This window comes from Campylobacter concisus (assembly GCF_002165775.1).
GTDB lineage: Bacteria > Campylobacterota > Campylobacteria > Campylobacterales > Campylobacteraceae > Campylobacter_A > Campylobacter_A concisus_E.
Map to the genome: position 1 here is coordinate 124,214 of NZ_NDYP01000007.1, position 21,122 is coordinate 145,335.

The following is a 21,122-nucleotide window of genomic DNA, read 5'->3' on the forward strand; positions in this document are numbered from 1 at the left end:
GATAAATTCTATCTCGCTAAGGCAAAAATTTCACTTATTGCCTCTTTTGTATAAATTTGCTCCAAGCCCCTGCCCTTGGCGTAGTCATAAACTAGCGCCATGATCTCGTCTAAATTTGACTCATCTACGCCGATCTCAATTAGGCTTGTTGGTGTGCCGATCTTGCTAAACCACTCTTTTAGCCTCTCTATGGCCACGTCTGCGTCATCTACGCCAAAAATTTCTTTGCTAAAGCGCTTAAATGCCTTTAAATTTCTACTTTTATACCACTTCATCCAAGCTGGCATGACCACACTTAGCCCAGCCCCATGCGCGCAGTCCACGACCGCACCTATGGCGTGCTCGATCATGTGATTTGGATATGAGTAGCCGGCTGTGCCAACGTAAGTTAAGCCATTTAGCGCCATAGTCGCAGCCCAAGCAAACTCCCCTCTAGCATCGTAATTACCTGGCTCTTTTAGTAAAATTTCTGTCGTTTTTATAACGGTTTTTATGTTTGCTTCGACATATAAATTTATGATCTCAGGCTGGATACTCGCTGTAAAGTAGCCCTCTATGCTGTGAGCAATGATGTCTGAAGCCGAATAGACCAAATACTCCTTGCTAACGCTTGCTTGAAGAAGTGGGTTTATCACCGACACTTTTGGGTAAAGACAAGCGCCGTGCATGGCAAATTTCTCTTTTGTGGCTTCGTTTGTGACGACTGCGCCGCCGTTCATCTCTGAGCCAGTTGCAGCAAGCGTTATGATGTCAAAGATCATTAGCGCCTCTTTTGGGCAATTGCCAGTAAAAAAGTCCCAAACATCGCCGTTATATCTAACTCCAGCAGCCACGGCTTTGGCACTATCAAGCACCGAGCCACCGCCTATGGCTAGCACGCTATCGACGCCCTCTTTTTTAGCTAAATTTATAGCCTCATTTACCTTGCTTAACACTGGATTTGACTTCACGCCACCTATATCGCAAAACTCGACACCATTTGCACTTAAGCTCTTTGCTGCTAGGTCAAAAAGACCATTTTGTTTGATCCTATCGCTGCCATAGATGATAAGCGTCTTTTTAACGCCAAATTCTTTCATGTATCTGCCGATATTTTGCTCTTTGTCTTTGCCAAATTCTATTTTTGTAGGGTTTAAAAAGCTAAAATTTTGCATAGTTTCTCCTTATTAGTTTTAATGATTATAGTTTTGCAAAGCAAAAATTTTTGTTAAAAATAATGAGTAGAAATTTAAAAATTTCTTAGTTTGATAGGAAGTTTTGAGATGATTTTTTTCGGATCAAAGCTACTTTTAGCATCAACTAAATTTCCAAAATTTTCACCTGTACTAAGGAATTTTTGCAAATAATAATTGCCTCTATATCCAAGGTTATAAAGAATTTCAGACATCAAAGAAATATCTGCTTCATCTAAAAAATCTGCATGCACGGTTGTTCTTACTTCAAAATCAAAATTTATCTCAAGCAGATATTTTAGCGTGCTAATAAATTTTTCATATAAATTTGAGCCAGTTACGCCAACAAATTTCTCTTTTGGCGCTTTAAAATCAAGTGCGATATAGTCAATCAGCCCTTCGCCTATCGCCTCTTTTAAAATCTCAATATGAGAGCCATTTGTATCGACCTTTAGGCAAAAATTTCTTGACTTAACCTCTCTTGCAAGTTTTAAAAACAAAGGATTTGCTGTGCATTCGCCACCGCTAAAGACGATGCCATTTAGCTTACCTATACGGCGGTCTAAAAAGCTACAAACCTCATCCATTTCTATATTGCCATTTGAATTTACAACTTCTATATTGTAGCAATACACGCATCGCATATTACAGCCTGCAAACCAAACTACCGCAGCCACTTTGTCTGGATAATCAAGCGTAGTAAATGGCGTTATACTAAAGACTTTATGCAAATTTATGGACCTTTTGAGATTTAAAAGGCACAGAAGATTGTGCCTTTTTTATTTGAGTTTTTATGTTTTTATTGGCTGCGGTGATTATCTTTTGCAGCAACTTGCGTATTCATCAAATTTAATACGCTCTTTATGCTCACCTTTTTTACCAAGGTTAAAGCTCTCAACTGGGCGATGATAACCCATAACACGAGTATAGACTACGCATTTTGTGCGTTTGTCTTGTACTTTTTCTAAAATTTCTTTTTCTGTCATTTTCCTCTCCTTATTTGGAATTGTTTTTCTCTTTTTCTATTAATTCTGCATCACAAAGCGGACAAAATTCATGCTCTCCAGCAATGTATCCATGCTTTGAACAAACGCTAAATACTGGCGTTATCGTGATATATGGAAGCTTATAATTTGAGATTATGCTCTTTACAAGCTCCTTGCAAGCTTTAGGTGAGCTGATCCTTTCTTTCATATAAAGGTGAAATACTGTGCCACCAGTGTATGAAGTCTGAAGATCATCTTGCAAATCAAGTGCCTCGTAAGCATCATCTGTAAAATTTGCTGGAAGCTGGGTTGAGTTTGTGTAGTAAATATTCTCCCCGCCACCTGCTTGGATGATGTCTGGATAGCGCTTTTTATCCTCTTTGGCAAAGCGGTATGTTGTACCTTCAGCTGGTGTTGCCTCAAGGTTATATAAATTTCCAGTTTCTTCTTGAAATGTCCTTATCTTATCGCGTAAAAACTCAACCATCTCAATAGCAAAATCACGTCCAAATTTTGTTGAGATATTCTCTTTGTCATTTGTGAAATTTCTAAGAAGTTCGTTCATACCATTTATACCGATCGTGCTAAAGTGGTTATTAAAGTGCTTTAGATATCTAGCCGTATAAGGATAAAGCCCTCTGTCATACATCTCTTGGATAAATTTACGCTTCTTTTCAAGTGTTGATTTAGCAAGTTCTAAAAGATAGCTAAGCCTGTTATAAAGTGCGACTTTATCGCCTTTGAAGTTGTATCCTAGGCGAGCTAAATTTATAGTGACGACGCCGATTGAGCCTGTCATCTCAGCACTACCAAAAAGACCACCACCTCGTTTTAAAAGCTCTCTTAGATCAAGTTGCAAACGGCAGCACATAGAGCGAACATGTCCTGGTTTGTAGGCTTTTTCGTTTTCTATCTTATTGCCATTTTCGTCATAAGTGTATTGTGAGCCGATAAAATTTTGAAAGTAGCTTGAGCCCATTTTGGCAGTATTTTCAAAGAGTACATCCGCTACTTCACTATCCCAGTCAAAATCCTCTGTGATATTTACCGTTGGTATAGGAAATGTGAAAGGCTGCGAGCACTTATCGCCAGCTGTTAAAACCTCGTAAAATGCCTTATCTATGCGTGCCATTTCAGGCTCGAAGTCCTTGTAGGTCATATCGATCAAATTTTTTCTGCCACGCCCGTTTGCTTTTTTCAAAATTTTTTCATCTTTTACATTTGTAAAGAGGTGTATATCATCGCTCGTTGGGATCTGATCTCTTAGGTCGCTTGGGCAAGTGATGTCGATAGTTACGTTTGTAAATGGACTTTGTCCCCAGCGCGCAGGAACGTTTAAGTTAAAAATAAAGCTAGTGATCGCCTTTTTGATCTCAGCGTCACTTAGATCATCTTTGAAAACATAAGGCGCAAGGTAGGTGTCAAAGCTAGAAAAAGCTTGAGCGCCAGCCCACTCGCTTTGCAAAATTCCTAAGAAATTTGCCATTTGATAAAGTGCTTCTCTAAAGTGCTTTGGCGCTTTGCTCTCGACCCTACCACGAACGCCGTTAAAACCCTCGTTTAGCAAAGCCCTTAGGCTCCAGCCAGCACAATACCCTGTAAGGCAGTCAAGGTCGTGGATGTGGTAGTCGCCATTTCTATGAGCAAGACCCTCTTCTTTGCTATAAACAGCGTCTAGCCAGTAGTTTGCGATGACTTTACCAGCGGTGTTGTTAATGAGTCCTGCGTTTGAGTAGCTTGTATTTGAGTTTGCAGAAATTCTCCAGTCGGTACCATTTATATACTCATTTATCGTTTGAGTTGAATTTATGTAAGTCGTATCGTCATTTAGGCCTAAAATTTGCTCACGTTGGAGCTTATGAGTGTGGCGGTAGAGCATAAAGCTCTTTAAAACGTCGAAATATCCGCTATTAAATAGCTCTTTTTCGATCGCATCTTGGATGTCTTCGACTGTTATTGCGCTTGATTTTTGAAAGATATCTTGGACAACATTTGTAAAAACTTTCTCATCATAAGCTAAATTTTCGCTAGCAAATGCTTTTTTTATCGCATCTACTATCTTATATGCTACAAATTCTTGTCTTGTGCCATCTCTCTTCAAAATCTCACGCATTACTCGCTCTTTCTTCTAAATTTTTCAATATAAAGTTTAAAAGTATAGGACAAGAAAGCTTAAACAATAGATAACTATTTTATTTTGTTTAATAATATTTATCAAAAAATATAAAATTTTGGAAAGTTTTCTTAAATATATTTTTGCGTATTTTAAGTATTTTAAAGTAAAATTTGATTACTTTTACTTAAATAATTATTTTAGTTTTAGTTTTTAAAATAGTAGATTTAGAATTTTGCAGGTCAATCAAGCTTATTTGGGTATAATCTCAGAAATTTATAGATAGAGACATTTACATTAGCTAATACGTTTTTAAATTTAGATAAAATTAATAGAGGCAACTAATTTACTTTTGTTAAATTCATTATATTAATTAGATTAACAATTCAACTATTTAGTTTTATAGATACTCAGAATATACTTTTCCATATCTGCTTCACTTGGTGGAGATAATAATTTATGAGATTTTAACTGTTTTATATCTATTTTTCCATATACAAGATCCAACATATCAAATCCTATGTCTGAAATAATATTTTGATTTTCTAACCATTTTTCAAAAAATAAATATTCTATATGAAAGTTAATATTCCTTTCACAATCGCTATGTTTTTCTACTGCTTTTGTTATCTCACCACTTTCTCGCATATATTTTAAATCATTATCATTCCAATTACTATTTTTTATGTTAATTTCTATAAATTCTTTTTCATAATCTTTTTTACATATATTTACAAATTTTTGCTTTGTCTCTATTGCTTTTAAAAAACTATCTTTCCATAGTTTATAATCAGGTTCTTGAATAAACAGGATTTCTTGATATTTTTTCATATTAGATAAATATCTTTTGATTATATCTTCATAAATATCTTTTTCTGAGCTACTTTTAGCATTGCCTAAATATTCATATAATTTATTAAGTTGTTGTTTTATTCTATCAATAGGCAATATCAGAGATTTTTTTAAATCTTGATCAATATTGTTAATATTTTTTATTTTAAAAATATTAGATACATTTCTATCATCAAATAAATCGGTTAACATGCTTTTATAGGAGATATATTCAATCGTTGTATTGGTATATAATTTTTTTAAGTCTATTAAATTTTGTTTATAAACCAGTTCTTTACTTCTTAAATCTTGTACATTTTTTTCATATTCTTCCATTTGTTTAATTAAGGCATTATTGGTGTTTTTAAGATCGTTTTCTTTCTTATTAAGTTCAGCTATTCTAATATTAGTCAAATTAAGTTCATTTGACTTCTTTAATAATTCTTTGCTAATTTTTTGATTTTCAACAGTAATATTTTGTTCTTTTTCATTTAATGTAGCTACTTGTTTTTCTAGCATTTTCATTTCAAATGTTGGCTTAATTGTATAAATATACCCATATATGGCAGTTATTGCAACAATAATAGTTGCAATATTACCAAGAATAGAATAAGTATCTTTATTTTTTAAAATTTTATAAATACATTTTATAAAATATAATAGCCATACTTTCATAGCTTTCTTACTCCTAAACAAGAAAACAAATCAAATGTCTTATTATAAAAAGTTCTCTACTGACATCCCTCACACTCGATCGAGCGGTCAGCTACGTCGTTTAGCTTTTCGCTGTCTGGGCTTTCAGAGCGTAGATAGTAGGTTGATTTTAGTCCAAGCTCCCATGCAAGCGTGTAAATTTCACTTAGATATCCGCCGCTTGCTTTGTCTAAGCTCATGAAGATATTTAGACTTTGACCTTGATCGATCCATTTTTGGCGGATCGCGCCTGCTTTTATCAAAATTCTCTGATCAAGCTCATAAGCTGGCGTGTAAAACTGCCAAGTATCTGGGCTTAAATTTGGCACGACATTTGGGATCATACCGCTTAGGTTGTGCTCAAACCACTTGCGTTTATAGACTGGCTCGATAGTCTGAGTGGTACCAACAAGGATCGAGATCGAGCTAGTTGGAGCGATTGCCATTAGATAGCCGTTTCTCATGCCGTCACGTTTGACTTTCTCTCTTAGCTTGTCCCAGTCACAGACATTTTCGTCAAATAGCCCGCCTTTGTCGTTTAAAAGCGCTTTTGCGTTCTCGTTCGCGGTGTCTATCGGCATGATGCCTTTACTCCATTTTGAGCCCTCAAATTTTGGATATACACCCTTTTCTACGGCTAAATTTGAGCTAGCGTAGATGGCGTTATAGCTTATGTTTTCCATTATGCTGTCAATGAGCGCCAAATGCTCATAGCTGCCCCATTTTACGTTTTTCTCAGCTAGCATTTGCGCCTCGCCCATGACGCCAAGGCCGATCGAACGAGATGATAGGTTTGTGTGTTTTACCTTTTTGTGTGGATAGAAATTTAGGTCTATAACGTTATCAAGCATCCTGATAGCTATCGGCACGACACGCTCGATGTCCTCTTTGCTATTTATCTTACTTAAATTTATACTTGCGAGGTTGCAAACTGCCGTTTTGCCCTCGATGCTTTCTTTTTCTACGATAAAAATTTGCTTGCCTTTTAGGCTATCAAGCGCGCTAAGCTTTTTGGCTTTTTTAGTTATGCCGCTATCGACCGTGACGTCTTCTTCTTCATCAAATAGCTCTTCGCTGCCATCTTCATAAGTGATCTTGATCTTATAGTAGTTTGGCGCTGTGTTTTGGAAAATCTCGGTGCATAAATTTGAGCTTCTGATGATGCCCTCGTGGTCGTTTGGATTTGCTTTGTTGGCATTGTCTTTAAAGCATAAAAATGGCATGCCGGTCTCAAAATAGCTAGTTAAAATTTTCTTCCAAAGCTCTTTTGCAAGGATGGTATTTTTCTGTATATTTTCGTCGTTTTCATACTCTAAGTATCTCTTCTCAAACTCCTCGCCGTAAAGGTCGCAAAGGTCGCTCACTTGAGCTGGGTCAAAGAGGCTCCAGCGGCCATTTTCTTTGACACGCTTCATAAATAAGTCGTTTATCCAAAGCGCAGGGAATAGCTCGTGCGCACGACGTCTCTCCTCGCCTGAGTTTTTACGAAGATCAAGAAAATCACTCACGTCCATGTGCCACGGCTCAATATAAACAGCGATCGCACCTTTTCTAGTGCCTAGCTGATCGACCGCTACTGCGATGTCGTTTGTCACTTTTAAAAATGGAATGATGCCGCCAGCTGCGTTTTTGTGTCCGTCGATACTGCCACCCATCGCACGTACCTTGCTCCAATCCCAGCCGATGCCGCCACCAAATTTTGAAAGTAATGCCATCTCTTTGTAGCTATCAAAGATTCCCTCGATATTATCAGGCGTGCTACCTACGTAACAGCTGCTTAGCTGGTGGCGTGTAGTCCTTGCATTTGAGAGCGTTGGCGTGGCTAGCATCACTTCAAATTTAGAGATAAGGTCGTAAAATTTCTTAGCCCAGCCTTGGCTGTCTAGCTCATTTTGCGCAAGAAACATCGCGATCGCCATAAACATATGTTGTGGAAGCTCGATTGGCATGCCATTCTTGTCTTTGATAAGATAGCGGTCATAAAGTGTTTTGATACCAAGATATGCAAACTGAAGGTCTCGCTCTGGTTTGATGTAGGCGTTTAGATCCTCTAGGTCATACTTCTCTTTTAGCCCCGGGATAATGCGGCCTACTTTTTCGCCTTTTACTAGGTAATCTTTTAAGTGATTGTAGCCGTTAAAGCCGGTCACTTTGTGATAAAGGTCGAACAAAAATAGCCTCGCAGCGACAAATGTCCAATTTGGGCGATCGATGTCAATCTTGTCAACTGCTGTTTTTATAAGAGTTTGCTGAATTTCCTCAGTCGTTATCATATCTCTAAACTGGATTTTCGCGTCTACTTCAAGTTCACTAAGACTTACATTGTTAAGGCCAAAAACGGCTTCATTTGTATATTTTTTAATCTTACTTATATCAAGCTCTTCGGTTCTTCCATTGCGTTTTATAACTTTCAAAAATATCTCTCCGTGTTAAATTTTAATGTGGGATTTTATCCAAAAAGAGATAAAAACTCTCTTTGCTGCAAACTATTTTAAATACAAATTTAACTATCAAAATGAGAAAAGTAAAGCTCGCCAAGTGCTTTAATCTAAAATTCTCAAAGCAATATAATAACGTTTTGGATTGCCTTTTTCGCTAAATTTATGCCACTCAAATTTACATGTTTTTGCAAGCAAATGCCATCTCCTTAGCTAGTAATTAACATTATAGTTTTTTGCGGTAGCTGTAGAAAAAAAAAGGGGGGGGAGGGGTAATTTTACCCCTTGCTTTTAAATTTATTTGCCAAAGACTCTAGCAAAAATTTTATCTACGTTTTTGGTGTAGTAGTTGTAGTCAAAGCACTCTTTGATCTCATCTTTGCTAAGGCTCTTAGTTAGGTCCTCGTCGTTTAGCAAATTTTGTAAAAATAGGCTGTGACCTTGCTCGTCGATCGCTTTTTTGCCCTCTTGCAAGTCTACCCAGACCTTCATGGCATTGCGCTGAACGATCTTGTATGCGTCCTCTCTAGAGATTCCGCGCTGCGGCAGTTGTAAAAGCACGCGCTGTGAAAAGACTAGTCCGCCTGTTAAATTTAAATTTTTCATCATATTTTCTGGATATACGACTAAATTTGCTATCAAATTTTTGATGCGAACCAGCATAAAATCAGCCGTGACAAACATATCTGGCAGGATAAATCTCTCGACCGAGCTGTGGCTGATGTCGCGCTCGTGCCAAAGGGCGACATTTTCAAGAGCTGGTGTGACGTATGAGCGAAGTACTCTACAAAGACCGGTGATGTTTTCACTAAGGACTGGATTGCGTTTATGCGGCATCGCGCTTGAGCCCTTTTGTCCAGGGCTAAAATACTCCTCTGCCTCGTAAACTTCAGTCCTTTGGTAATGCCTAATAGCAACTGCGATCTTCTCACAAGTAGAAGCTAGAACTGCGATGGCGCTTACCACATGTGCGTAGCGGTCGCGCTGGATCACTTGGTTTGACGCTGGGGCAGCCTTAAGACCTAGCTCCTCGCATGTTAGCTCTTCAAATTCCATCGGAGCGTGGGCTAAATTTCCCATAGCGCCTGAGAGTTTGCCGTAACTTATCGTATCTTTTGCATCCTTGATGAGCTTTAGTGCCCTTGCGATCTCATCGTACCAGATGGCAAGCACAAGGCCAAAAGTTATTGGCTCGCCGTGGATGCCGTGGCTTCTGCCGACCATAAGCGTGTGCTTGTGCTCGTTTGCTCTGTTTTTGACCGCCTGCATGAACTCCTCTACGTCGCTGATGATGAGCTCTAGGCTCTCTTTCATCTGAAGTGCGACGGCTGTGTCGATACAGTCACTTGAAGTCATGCCGTAGTGTACGAACCTGCTCTCCTCGCCAAGGCTCTCGCTGACGCTTGTTAAAAATGCGATGACGTCGTGCTTTGTCGTCTTTTCTATCTCGTCAATACGAGCCACTTCAAATTTAGCATTTTTGCAAATTTTCTCACAGTCGCTGTCGCTTATGAAACCTAGCTTATTCCAAGCTTTAACAGCAGCTTTTTCTACCTTGAGCCAAGCATCGTATTTTGCTTGTATGCTCCACTTTTCAGCCATCTCTTTACGTGAGTATCTTTCGACCATTGTTGAACCTTTTGTATTAGTTTGCTTTTGTCCTGAAAGTATAAATTTGGCTTTTTGAGCCAGAAATCACGTCATGTAATTTCTCTAAATTTAAGTTTTGATTATATAAAATCCGGGCTGAAATGTCGGTTATACGCTTATAAATTTGGGCTTAATATAGCTCGCTCATTTTTCAAAAGGATCATTTTTGCCCTATGTAAATAAATTTATCGCCACTGCAGATTACCAAAAAGCTTATGAAATTTTACTGCAAAACGGCTTTAGCATGAGCCAAACCCAGCGCCTCATCGACAAAGGTAGGCTGATCTGTGGCGGCAGTGTCGTGAGCGAGAAAAATGCCATTTTGTCTGGTGATGTATTTTTGATCGACTATGAGGCGACACCAAAGGGACTAAAGCCGATCTTTGAGTGCGAGAGCTTTGCCGTCTTTGACAAGCCAAGTGGGGTGCTGAGCCACCCAAACGGCAGGCACTGCGAATACTCGCTAAATGATGAAATTTACACGCTTTTTGGGCGAGATGCGAGCGTGGCGCATAGGCTGGACTTTGAAACAAGCGGCGTAATAGTCGTGGGAAAAGATAGAAAATCTACGATAAAACTAAAGAAAATCTTTGAAAATAGAGAGGTTTATAAAAGCTACGTCGCGATGGTGCAAGGCAAGATCGAGCGAAAATTTACGATCGATGCTAAGATGGATCTGGCGAACAACTACGACGATGTGAAAATGCGAATGCAAATTTGTGAAAATGGCAAGAGTGCTGTGACTAAAATTTTGCCTATAAAGTATTTTGACGATATCGATACGACTTTGGTTCAGGCTATCCCACTCACTGGTAGGCAACATCAAATTCGGTTGCATTTGTTTCATGTGAAACACAAGATCCTTGGCGAACCACTTTATGGTTTGTCACGTCCGCAGATCGAGAAAATTTTAGATAAAGAGATGAGCGAGCGTGAACGGATAAATTTAACTGGAGCAAAAAGACTCTTGCTTCACTCAGATAAAATTTCTTTTAAATTTGATGAAATTTTTTACACCATAAAAAGTAAATTTGACGCTGAAAGCGAGTTTTATAGATTTGCAAAAGAAGGTTTACTTTAGTCCAAAAATTTTTTTAATAAATTTCTATTTCTCATAAACCCTTACCTACGTTTTGCCAAAGTTTATCGCTTTTAGATACCACAATGATAATTTTGTAGTTTATGTAATTAGTATTCTATTTTATTTCTTTATGAGAGCTAGATTTTTTCTTAATATTAAGGCTCAGAATTTATACCTATCTTTTTCATCTTTTAAAACTTTTAAAATAAGTCCTAATCCGAGTAAAACCACAACAGCAACAAAGACTATTTCGGCTATATCAAGTACACTCATTCTAACTCACACTGGCTTTACTATTATCTTCAAGCGAATGTATTTTTAAATTTTTATCGCTGAAAATAGCTTTAAATTTTGCATTTTCATTTCGCTGTTTTAACTGCCCACAAGCCGCACTTATGTCAAGGCCTTTACTCTGTCTGATCGTGCAAGTAACACCGTGATCTCTTAGATATTCTTGAAATTTTAGCATGCTGGTAAGCTCAGGTCGTCCAAATTCACTGCCCTCATGTGGGTTAAAATATATAAGATTTATCTTCGCTTTTATACCATGAAGTAATTTTACCAACTTCTTAGCATCACTCACGCTATCGTTTAAATCCTTGATAACAAGATATTCAAACATCACACGCTTTCGCATATCGATAGGAAACCCCCTAACAGCATCCATAACAGCCTCGATATTATACGCCTTATTTATCGGCATTAGACGGCTTCTAAGCTCATTAGTAACAGCATGGAGTGATATGGCTAGCAATACCCCAAGATCCATCTCGCCAAGCTTTTTTATCTGGCTGCCAAGTCCACTAGTTGAAACGGTTTGACGACGCGGCGATATGGCTAGACCCTCATTAAGTGCTAAAATTTTGATCGCTTTACTAACGTTAGCAAGATTATCAAGTGGCTCACCCATACCCATATAAACGACATTTATGCGTCTTTCATAAGGTATCTTATTCTCTCTTTTTATCCATAAAATTTGTCCCACAATCTCGCCAGCAGTCAAATTTCTAACAAGGCCGCCCTTTGCTGTTAGGCAAAAAGCACAGCCCATTTTACAGCCGACTTGCGAACTAACACAAACAGTATAACGAGCATGGCGACTGATCTTACCATCTTCGTCGCTGATCTCCTCTTTCATCGGCAGCAAAACGCTCTCTATCTTTAGCCCATCTTTTAGCTCAAAAAGATACTTGATCGAGCCGTCGCTACTTTGCTCAAATTTTACACATTTTAAAGGATCAATATAAAATTTTTCAGCTAGATCTTGACGCATATCTTTAGGCAAATTCAGCATCTGGCTAAATTCGGTTGCATTTTTTTTATATATCCACTCGTATATTTGTGTTGCTCTAAATGGTGGAGAAACTAACTCTTTTAGCTCATCAATACTAAGATCAAGCAAATTTATCACATATTTTCCTTTATATATTTTGTTAGAATTTTCTTGGCCTCTGCGTGATTTTTTACAAAATCAGCATGTGCATTTTTATTACAAAAATTTGTCGCTACAAAAATTCCATAAGCTGGAATTTTAAAAATTTGAGCTACTTTTAGAACAGAAAAAAACTCCATATTTTCTAAAAAATAACCCTTTTCAAACATCTTATGAGCCAAATTTTTGTCTGTAGTTATGAAATTTGACGAATTTATTTTGATAGTTCCACGTGAAACGATAGAAGAAATTTCACACTCGATAGGCGAGTAAGATCTATTTTCTACGCTAGAAATTTCAACATTTGCCCCAATCGAGCTTTCATAAATTTGTAAAATTTCACCATCTTTATAAAGACCAGCTGAGCCAACGAAAACTATTTTTTCTGGCATTTGATACAAATTTCGTTCAGGATTTTTTGACAAATTTTGGCTTAGGCTTTGTAGCTCTGGATTTGATGAGTTTGCAAATTTAGCCTCGATCTTTGCAAGATAGTACGAATCGATATTTTTTAAATTTATACCCTTTTCATCGGCTCCAATACATGCTCGTTTCTGCAAAAATTTTGTCAAATTTATCGCCATATCAACTAGTCCCACACCCATTGGTAAAGCAAAGTCAAAGATTTCGTTTTTTCCTGCAGAGATAACTAACATCAGAGCCTAACCTCAACGCCATTTGTTTTGAGATACTCTTTTAGCTTTTTTATCTCGATCTCTCCAAAGTGAAATATCGAAGCAGCCAAACACGCATCGGCTCCAGCCTCAAAAGCATCTTTAAAGTGCTCCATCTTACCAGCGCCGCCACTTGCGATAGTTGGTATAGAAAGCGTACTAAATATCTTTGTTAGCTCCAGATTAAAGCCCTGTTTGACACCGTCATTGTCCATGGACGTTAGCAATATCTCCCCTGCTCCACGCGACTCGACCTCTTTTGCCCAAGAAAAGGCATCTTTTTTGGTATCGATCCTGCCACCATTTATAAAAACACTATAACCATTTTCGATCTTCTTCGTATCGATCGCAATTACGACACATTGCGAGCCAAATTTCTTAGCTGCCTCATCAATCAAATTTGGCTCTTGTATAGCTGATGAATTTAAGCTTACTTTATCGCAGCCAGCATTTAAAAGGCGAGAGATATCATCGATCGTGCGTATGCCTCCGCCAACTGTTAGTGGGATAAAAAGCTTACTTGCGACCTTTTTTACGACATCGACTATCGTATCACGCCCAAGATGAGAGGCAGTGATATCTAAAAAACAAAGCTCATCAGCACCCTCGTCATTGTATCTTTTAGCTATCTCGACTGGATCTCCAGCATCGACAAGCCCTACGAAATTTACACCCTTTACGACTCTGCCATCTTTTACATCAAGGCATGGGATTATGCGTTTTGCAAAATGATTCAAATCTGTCCTTTATCTATTTTTCTAGCTGCTACCTCAAAATATGGCAAATTAGACCAATTTTCTCGGTTGCCAACTATATAAACAACCTCTTTTGCTCTCGTTAGTGCTACATTTAGTAAATTTGGCGTACTAGCAGCCCATGCTCTAGCACCTTTTGTGGCACCACCAAGAACAAAGATAACAACATCGGCTTCTTTGCCTTGCATAGTGTGAATGGTACCAGCCCCTTTTAAATTTTTACAAACATCTTTAAAAGGTGTTATTATTTTAACACCATCTTTTAGCTTGGCTAGCTTACCATCTAAAAGCTCTTTAACGATCATACCTTCGGCTTTATTATAATTACCTATCCATTCATCACTACTAACATCAATCCATTCTGTTTTGATATTAGGATCACTAAGTTTACTTTCACTATTTCTACCAAGTATCATCATATCATCATATGTTGTTTCGTTTGAAATTTTAAACATAGGGTTGGCGCACCTTCTATGAACGATAAGTGGCGAACCAACCCAAATGAACTTACCCTCTCCTTTTATATATGTACCAATATTTTGTACTTTATCGGCTCGAAGTTGAACTGATGATTTTAGTAGATTAAACTCATCCTTTGCATCGCAGTAGCGTAAAATAGCATTATTTAAAGCTGGCGGTAATGTTACAACGGGCTCAAGTTGAAGTGGATCACCAACTATAACAGCCATGTTTGAACGAAGCAATGCGCCTAATACGTTAGTTAAATTTGCCTGCCCTGCTTCATCTATTAAGAGCAAACCTATATCGCCATTTAGTAGCTCTTTAAAGGTATTATTAAAAGATGCGAAAGTAGAACTAACAACTGGCGTTAGTAAAAATAATCCTTTTATTATTTCACGTCTATCTTTAGCCTCGAGCCCGTTTTTCTCAGCCATTTTTTCATCATTAAATACAACGCTAAGAGCTCGTAAATTTGTTCTAACAGCTTCTTTGCAAGCAAAGATAGTGGCTTTATGCAGATTAAGCGCTTCTTTAAAAAGCTTGATTCTTGCGTTAAAAAGCTTTGTCTTATGAAATTTCTCATCTACGCCAAGCTCTATCATAAATGGCATACTCTTTTGTATTTCTTCATTACTCTGATTAAAGCTACCGTTTAAAAAGCTATCAAGTTCTTCACTTCTGCCAATTAATTTTTGACGTCTAATAAAGTCACCATTAAGTTTGTTGAGATGGTCTATCTTGGTATTAAGTTCTAAAATTTTCTCTTCAAGCTGAGTTATTTGAGCTTTTAGTTCGTTTAATTTTGCTTCATTCTTCTCTTTACTTTCACTATTTTGCTTGCTCGCTTTCAAATTTTGCTCAGCTATTTGGCAATTTATCTCACTAACTTTTTGCGCTTCATTGTTATATTTTTCAAAAGCTTGTGTCTTTAAAATTTGCTGGAAAATAAAAAATGATGGCTTTATAGGCGCACTCAGATACTCTTGTAAAATTTCATTTTGTCCGATAAGCTTTGTTAGCTCGTTAGCTTCCGTAGCCTTTTGCTCTAGCTCATTTTTGCTCAAATCCAGTTCATCTATTAGTGGCTTTAAAAGCTCGTCTATTTGCCTTGCTGAATTATAGTTATCAAGTCTTTTATCAATATTTATAAGCTCGCTATTTATACTTTTTAGCTCCTCTTCTTTGATCCTGATCTCACTAAAAAGTAGATTTACTTCATGTAGGGCTTGATTAAATTTCTCCTTCGCCTCGTCAAAATCATCAACTCCTTCGCCGGTAGCCAAGTATTTGCCAAGCCCCATTAAAAAGCCATCTCGTTCTATAAATTCTTTAAATTCTTTTGAAATATCTTCAAACTGACTATGTGTTTTTTCGATCTTTACGCCATTAATCGCATTAAAAACAAAATTTGACTTGTTTTGTTTTGAACCAAGCGCCACACAAAACAGTCCCCAAGCTGGCTTTGATATAAATGACTTTTCACCAAATTTAGTCTTTTCATCAGCAGAGAGTAGCCTCGTGGCTATAAATTTAAAATAATCAATCTCGCCCGCATAGCCCCCTATGCTCTTTAGCTGGCTTAGCTCCTTGCTCAAAATCTCAACCGCACCGTTATTACAAGAGCTAACGACCATCTCGTAGCCTTGCAGCTCGTCATTTAGCTTAAAATAAAGCACTTTTTTGTCGCTGTCATAAACTGGCTCAAAAATATCATGCCTGCTCATTTGCGCGAGCTTTATCGCCCTAAGCGTCACGACCTCAGCCATCACATCCTTTAAAAGCGTCGTCTTTCCAGTGCCTGGAGCGCCATTTACACTATAAATCCCACCACTTCCTTCTTTAAATTTCTCCATGATATTGTTTAACGCCATTTGTTGCGAGAAATTTAAAGCGTAATCACTTGCAAAGGCCGATCTTGGGTAGAGTTCAGCCCTAAAAAAGTCCCTAACCGCCCTTTGGTTTAGCCCATCTCTAACATCAAGCCTCTCAAATTTATTCTCACTGCCCTCGTCTAAAAATTGATCCGTTAGCTCGTGCGTCCTACCTGACTCGTAAAATTTGATAAGCAAATTTATATCATCTATAAAAAAGCTATTTAAAAGGCTATCATTTTCTTTAAAATTTGGATTTATGATCTTTATTTCAAGCCTTAAAAAATCATTACAAAATGGTGTTTTAAGTGCACTTTTTAGCTCATCGTTTATAAGCTTTATATATTTACCAAATTCCATTTTTTCTTTATAGATAGATAGCTTGTCTTTTATGTGCTCGCATTCTTTGTTAAAGTCGCTTTGGCTTATCTCTTTTAGATGATTTAGGCGAGCCATTGCCCAAGGAGCTGTTGAGATGAAAAGATCATCAGATGAGCTTGGTGTAAAAAACGGAGTTAAATCATCATCTAAATCTACATCTTTTAAAGCAAAATTTTGATCATCTTTACAAAATACCAAATCACCAGCGAGCTTAAATTTATAACAAAATGCCTTTTCAAAGCTCGTTTGCTCAGATCGTAGCTCATCTAAAATTTGCTCTTTTTCAAATTTCACCTTTGCCAGCTTTGAGATATAAATGGCAAGCAAGTCAGTCTCAAAAATACCACCATAAATTGAAATTTCTATACCATTTTTTAAAAGCGAGCAATCAAATGCTCTTAAAATTTGTAGAAATTTCTCATCGAAATTTGCAATCTCAAGGTCTATTGATTTTTTAAATTTCGTATTTGTCTTTTTTGGCTCGTCTAAGGTTTTTGGCTCTAAATATTGTGATAATAAAAAGTATTTTAAGGTATTTGCTTTGCTCAAATTTATGCCCTATTTCGTTATTATTTAGTGATTATAATCCATTTTATATATGATTAAACTAAACTTGTAATCATTGTATAAGTAATTTTTGGCTAATATCGCGGCTATGATAAAGGCAAAAAAGCACTTTGGACAGAATTTTTTACAGGACAAAGCGACACTAGATAAGATCATCCAAGCGATACCCAATGACGTAGCAAACGTCGTTGAGATTGGGCCTGGCTTAGGTGATTTGACATTTAGACTTTTGCAAATTTACAAGACAACCTGTTTTGAGATAGATTGTGAGCTGTTTCAAATTTTAAAGGCCAAATTTGCAAATGAGATCCAAAATGGACAATTAAAACTTTTTTGTAAAGATGCATTAGAGCAGTGGCAGCAAGAGGGCGGACTAAGTAGCGAAAACTACTTTTTGGTCGCAAATTTGCCTTATTATGTTGCTACGAAGATGATACTAAATGCAATAGATGACGAAAAATGCCTTGGGCTTATCGTGATGATACAAAAAGAGGTTGCTCTTAAATTTAGTGCAAAGAGCAAGGATAAAGAATTTAGCGCTTTATCGATCCTCGCTTCACTTCAAGGCAGGTGTGAGCTTTTGTTCGATGTGGATGCAAAGCTTTTTAATCCACCTCCAAAGGTCACATCTTCAGTCATTAAACTACAAAAAACAAAAAAGATTTTTGGCAAAGACGGGATTTTCCAAGATGCAAAACAATACGAGGCTTTTAAAGTATTTTTAAGAGCTGCGTTCGTTTCGCCAAGAAAGACGCTTTTGAAAAATTTATCCACAAATTTTGACAAAAATGCGTTAGAAGAAATTTTTGAAAGCCTAGCTTTAAACCAAAATTTACGTCCACACGAGCTAGATGTCGATTCTTATCTAAAAGTATTTGAAAGATTAAAGGAAGATAATGAACGACAAAAACGAAGAGAAAGTTGTAACTAACCAAAGCAAAAACAACAAAAGACGAAGATTTAGACCAAAAAATAAACCAAAACAAGAAGGCGAAACTACCGAGCAAACTTCACTAGCAAGCAAAAGCGTAATAGATAACTTCTTTGCAGCAGAGCAAGCTGAAACTAAAGCGCACGCCGAGCCAAAGAGCCAAAATTCTCGCCCAAAAAAACAAAGAAACAATAAAAACCAAAACAAAAATGAACAAAATGGCAAAGCAAAAGAGCAAAAGCCTAAGCAGCCACAAGAGTCAAAAAATGACAGCGTAAATGAGACTAAAGCTGAAGTAAAAGAGTCAAAAGATAAACCAAAAAAGGCTAAAAAGCCAAAGAAAAATTTACCAGCCAAGCTAAACGGCAACGAGCAGTGGCAGCAAGACATCGCAAGCGCGATGGAGGCAAACAAAGCCACTCACGAGCTAAGACTTGAGCCACTAAAATATCTAAATTCAAGCGAGCATAAAATTCGCATAACACCACTTGGCGGTCTTGGCGAGATCGGCGGCAATATGACGGTCTTTGAGACAGAAACTAGCGCCATCATCGTTGATATCGGCATGAGCTTTCCAAGCGAGAGCATGCACGGCGTGGATATCCTCATCCCAGACTTTGACTACGTTCGCAAGATAAAAGATAAGATAAAAGGCGTCATCATCACTCACGCACACGAGGATCACATCGGCGCGGTGCCTTACTTTTATAAAGAGTTTAAATTTCCTATCTACGCCACACCGCTTCCACTTGGCATGATAAATAATAAATTTGAAGAGCACGGGCTAAAACAAGAGCGCTCGCTTTTCCGCTCAGTAGAAAAGAGAAAGCCATATCTTATAGGCGACTTTGAAGTCGAGTGGATACACATAACGCACTCTATCATCGACGCCTCTGCACTTGCGATCACGACAAAGGCTGGCACGATCATCCACACAGGCGACTTCAAGATCGACCACACGCCGATAGATGGCTACCCAACAGACCTTGGCAGACTAGCGTATTATGGCGAGCGTGGCGTGCTCTGTCTGATGAGCGATAGCACAAACAGCTATAAAGAGGGCTTTACAAAGAGTGAAAGCAGCGTTGGCAAGACCTTTGATGCGATATTCTCAAAAGCAAAAGGGCGCGTCATCATGAGCACATTTAGCTCAAACATCCACCGCGTCTATCAAGCGATCGAGTGGGGTTTAAAATACAACCGCAAAGTCTGTGTCATCGGCAGATCAATGGAGCGAAATTTATACACTGCGATGGAGCTTGGCTACATCAAGCTTGATAAGAAAATTTTTATCGATGCAAACGAGGTTGGTAAATTTAAAGATGACGAGGTGCTTATCGTCACTACTGGCAGCCAGGGCGAGACTATGAGCGCGCTTTACCGCATGGCGACAGATGAGCACAAATATATAAAGATAAAGCCGACCGATCAGATAATCATCAGCTCAAAAGCTATCCCAGGCAACGAAAACAGCGTCTCAACGGTGCTAAATTTCTTACTAAAATCAGGTGCGAGCGTCGCTTACCAAGACTTTAGCGAGATCCACGTCAGCGGTCACGCAGCACAAGAAGAGCAAAAGCTGATGCTTCGCCTCATAAAACCAAAATTTTTCTTGCCAGTGCATGGCGAGTACAACCACATCGCAAAGCACAAAGAGACAGCCATTAGCTGTGGTGTGGATGAGCGAAATATCTATCTAATGAGCGACGGCGATCAGATGGAGGTTTGTCAAAAATACCTAAAACGTGTAAAAACGGTAAAAACCGGCAAAGTTTTCATAGATAATCAAATAAATAAACAAATCGCAGATGACGTCGTGATCGACAGACAAAACCTAGCAGAAGCAGGGGTTGTTATGATAATCGCTCAAATTTCACGTCACGGCGCAAAGCTTATCAACAAGCCTCGCGTCATCAGCTACGGCCTTGTGGGTGACAAGCAAGACGCTGAGTTTAGAAAAGAGATGGAGGGCGTGCTAGAGCAGTACCTAAGCAACGTCAAAGAAGAGCTTTTGAAAGATAGCAGACTGCTTGAGTCACAAGTGCGCCAAGTGATCAGAAAGCACATCTTTAGAAAGGTCAAAAAGTACCCGACTATCGTGCCGATCATCTATCTAATGTAAGGGAAATTTATGCAGACAATGAACCAAATCGCCGCTGAAGTCTTAGAGATAGAAGCAAACGAGCTTTTAAGACACGCTAAAAGCGTAGAGATAGAAGATGCTGTAAATTTGATATTTAACGCAAAGGGCAAGGTCATAGTAACAGGCGTAGGCAAGAGCGGTCATGTGGGAGCAAAGATCGCTGCTACGCTTGCAAGCACTGGCACGCCAAGCTTTTTCTTACACCCGACAGAGGCTATGCATGGAGATCTAGGCATGATAGAAAAAGATGATGTCTTGTTAGCCATTAGCTTTAGTGGCGAGAGCGATGAGCTTGTCAAAATTTTGCCTCATGTAAAGCGCTTTGGCGTGAAAATCGTCGCCATGGCAAGGAGCAAGACAAGCTCGCTTGGTAAATTTAGCGACGCTTTTATAGATATAAATGTAGAAAAAGAGGCGTGCCCGCTAAATGCCGCCCCAACGGCATCAACCACGCTAACGTTAGCTCTTGGCGATGCGTTAGCTGTTTGTTTGATGCAAAAGAGAGGCTTTAAAAAAGAGGACTTTGCAAATTTTCACCCAGGTGGTAGCCTTGGCAAGAGGCTATTTTTGAAGGTCAAAGACGTGATGAGAAGCGAAAATTTACCGATAGTCCGCTGGAATGCAAGCCTAAAAAGTGCGATCGATACGATGACGCATGGCAAGCTTGGCACAGTTCTCATAGTCGGTAAAGATGGCGTGCTAGACGCTCTTTTAAGTGACGGCGATCTTAGGCGCGCACTTATGAGAGAGGACTTTGACCTAGAAGAGCCAGCGATGAAATTTGCAACCATGCATCCAAAAGAGATAAACGACAAAGAGATGTTAGCCGTAGATGCGTTAGCCCTCATAGAAAAGTATAAAATTCAGCTTCTAGCCGTCGTAGAAAATGGCGTGCCTGTGGGCGTTTTACACATCCACGACCTTGCAAATTTAGGACTATAA

General features: G+C 38.4%; 15 protein-coding genes. 4 read left to right on the top strand and 11 right to left on the bottom strand.

Features of this window, described 5'->3' with window-relative positions:
• Positions 1-8: 8 nt before the first annotated feature.
• The 7 genes from B9N66_RS07190 to purB all read right to left on the bottom strand — a co-directional run bounded on the left by B9N66_RS07190 (position 9) and on the right by purB (position 9,862).
• On the bottom strand, positions 9-1,154 hold the full coding sequence (locus tag B9N66_RS07190; protein ID WP_087580478.1) for an iron-containing alcohol dehydrogenase: 1,146 nt from the start codon (positions 1,152-1,154) through the stop codon (positions 9-11).
• A 74-nt stretch (positions 1,155-1,228) separates the two neighbouring features.
• Positions 1,229-1,903, bottom strand: a complete 675-nt coding sequence (locus B9N66_RS07195; RefSeq protein ID WP_087580479.1) for an anaerobic ribonucleoside-triphosphate reductase activating protein — start codon at positions 1,901-1,903, stop codon at positions 1,229-1,231.
• An 84-nt stretch (positions 1,904-1,987) separates the two neighbouring features.
• Positions 1,988-2,158, bottom strand: coding sequence for an anaerobic ribonucleoside-triphosphate reductase (gene nrdD, locus B9N66_RS09600; RefSeq protein WP_021091903.1), 171 nt, complete (start codon positions 2,156-2,158; stop codon positions 1,988-1,990).
• A gap of 10 nt (positions 2,159-2,168) precedes the next feature.
• On the bottom strand, positions 2,169-4,271 hold the full coding sequence (locus tag B9N66_RS07200) for a ribonucleoside triphosphate reductase (protein WP_087580480.1): 2,103 nt from the start codon (positions 4,269-4,271) through the stop codon (positions 2,169-2,171).
• 390 nt (positions 4,272-4,661) lie between these two features.
• On the bottom strand, positions 4,662-5,777 hold the full coding sequence (locus B9N66_RS07205; RefSeq protein ID WP_087580481.1) for a hypothetical protein: 1,116 nt from the start codon (positions 5,775-5,777) through the stop codon (positions 4,662-4,664).
• 56 nt (positions 5,778-5,833) lie between these two features.
• The gene (locus tag B9N66_RS07210) at positions 5,834-8,209 is read right to left on the bottom strand and encodes a ribonucleoside-diphosphate reductase subunit alpha (protein ID WP_087580482.1); all 2,376 of its coding nucleotides are present in this window, start codon (positions 8,207-8,209) and stop codon (positions 5,834-5,836) included.
• Between the two features lie 321 nt (positions 8,210-8,530).
• Entirely contained in the window at positions 8,531-9,862 is a 1,332-nt protein-coding gene (gene purB, locus B9N66_RS07215; protein WP_087580483.1) for an adenylosuccinate lyase, read from the bottom strand.
• A 187-nt stretch (positions 9,863-10,049) separates the two neighbouring features.
• On the opposite strand from purB, the gene B9N66_RS07220 reads away from it, so the two are divergent.
• A complete protein-coding gene (locus B9N66_RS07220; RefSeq protein ID WP_087580484.1) occupies positions 10,050-10,964 on the top strand; it encodes a pseudouridine synthase family protein in 915 nt (304 codons plus the stop codon).
• A 274-nt stretch (positions 10,965-11,238) separates the two neighbouring features.
• Here B9N66_RS07220 and rlmN read toward each other — a convergent pair whose 3' ends face one another.
• Genes rlmN through B9N66_RS07240 form a run of 4 tightly spaced genes read right to left on the bottom strand, consistent with a single transcriptional unit; the run spans position 11,239 to position 17,088 of the window.
• Complete coding sequence (gene rlmN, locus B9N66_RS07225) at positions 11,239-12,375, bottom strand: 23S rRNA (adenine(2503)-C(2))-methyltransferase RlmN (RefSeq protein ID WP_087580485.1); 1,137 nt, start codon at positions 12,373-12,375, stop codon at positions 11,239-11,241.
• Positions 12,372-13,052: a purine-nucleoside phosphorylase gene (locus B9N66_RS07230; protein ID WP_087580486.1), complete on the bottom strand. Its 681-nt coding sequence runs from the start codon at positions 13,050-13,052 to the stop codon at positions 12,372-12,374. Before B9N66_RS07230 ends, rlmN begins: the two co-directional genes overlap by 4 nt.
• Positions 13,052-13,807 carry an imidazole glycerol phosphate synthase subunit HisF gene (hisF, locus tag B9N66_RS07235; protein ID WP_087580487.1) on the bottom strand — a complete coding sequence of 252 codons (756 nt, stop codon included), beginning with the start codon at positions 13,805-13,807 and terminating at the stop codon, positions 13,052-13,054. Before hisF ends, B9N66_RS07230 begins: the two co-directional genes overlap by 1 nt.
• Entirely contained in the window at positions 13,804-17,088 is a 3,285-nt protein-coding gene (locus tag B9N66_RS07240; RefSeq protein WP_087580488.1) for a DEAD/DEAH box helicase, read from the bottom strand. The genes hisF and B9N66_RS07240 overlap by 4 nt, the downstream gene beginning before the upstream one ends.
• 106 nt (positions 17,089-17,194) lie before the next feature.
• On the opposite strand from B9N66_RS07240, the gene rsmA reads away from it, so the two are divergent.
• Genes rsmA through B9N66_RS07255 form a run of 3 tightly spaced genes read left to right on the top strand, consistent with a single transcriptional unit; the run spans position 17,195 to position 21,122 of the window.
• A complete protein-coding gene (gene rsmA / locus B9N66_RS07245) occupies positions 17,195-18,037 on the top strand; it encodes a 16S rRNA (adenine(1518)-N(6)/adenine(1519)-N(6))-dimethyltransferase RsmA (protein ID WP_087580517.1) in 843 nt (280 codons plus the stop codon).
• Positions 18,003-20,159: a ribonuclease J gene (locus B9N66_RS07250; RefSeq protein ID WP_180382086.1), complete on the top strand. Its 2,157-nt coding sequence runs from the start codon at positions 18,003-18,005 to the stop codon at positions 20,157-20,159. Before rsmA ends, B9N66_RS07250 begins: the two co-directional genes overlap by 35 nt.
• Positions 20,160-20,168: 9 nt before the next feature.
• Positions 20,169-21,122, top strand: a complete 954-nt coding sequence (locus B9N66_RS07255; RefSeq protein WP_087580489.1) for a KpsF/GutQ family sugar-phosphate isomerase — start codon at positions 20,169-20,171, stop codon at positions 21,120-21,122.

Excerpts from the sequence above, each read along its gene's own strand:
- B9N66_RS07255 (WP_087580489.1), top strand. The coding sequence starts at position 20,169 with ATGCAGACAATGAACCAAATCGCCGCTGAAGTCTTAGAGATAGAAGCA.
- B9N66_RS07200 (WP_087580480.1), bottom strand. The coding sequence starts at position 4,271 with ATGCGTGAGATTTTGAAGAGAGATGGCACAAGACAAGAATTTGTAGCA.
- B9N66_RS07250 (WP_180382086.1), top strand. The coding sequence starts at position 18,003 with ATGAACGACAAAAACGAAGAGAAAGTTGTAACTAACCAAAGCAAAAAC.
- nrdD (WP_021091903.1), bottom strand. The coding sequence starts at position 2,158 with ATGACAGAAAAAGAAATTTTAGAAAAAGTACAAGACAAACGCACAAAA.
- purB (WP_087580483.1), bottom strand. The coding sequence starts at position 9,862 with ATGGTCGAAAGATACTCACGTAAAGAGATGGCTGAAAAGTGGAGCATA.
- rsmA (WP_087580517.1), top strand. The coding sequence starts at position 17,195 with ATGATAAAGGCAAAAAAGCACTTTGGACAGAATTTTTTACAGGACAAA.
- B9N66_RS07230 (WP_087580486.1), bottom strand. The coding sequence starts at position 13,052 with ATGTTAGTTATCTCTGCAGGAAAAAACGAAATCTTTGACTTTGCTTTA.
- B9N66_RS07190 (WP_087580478.1), bottom strand. The coding sequence starts at position 1,154 with ATGCAAAATTTTAGCTTTTTAAACCCTACAAAAATAGAATTTGGCAAA.
- B9N66_RS07205 (WP_087580481.1), bottom strand. The coding sequence starts at position 5,777 with ATGAAAGTATGGCTATTATATTTTATAAAATGTATTTATAAAATTTTA.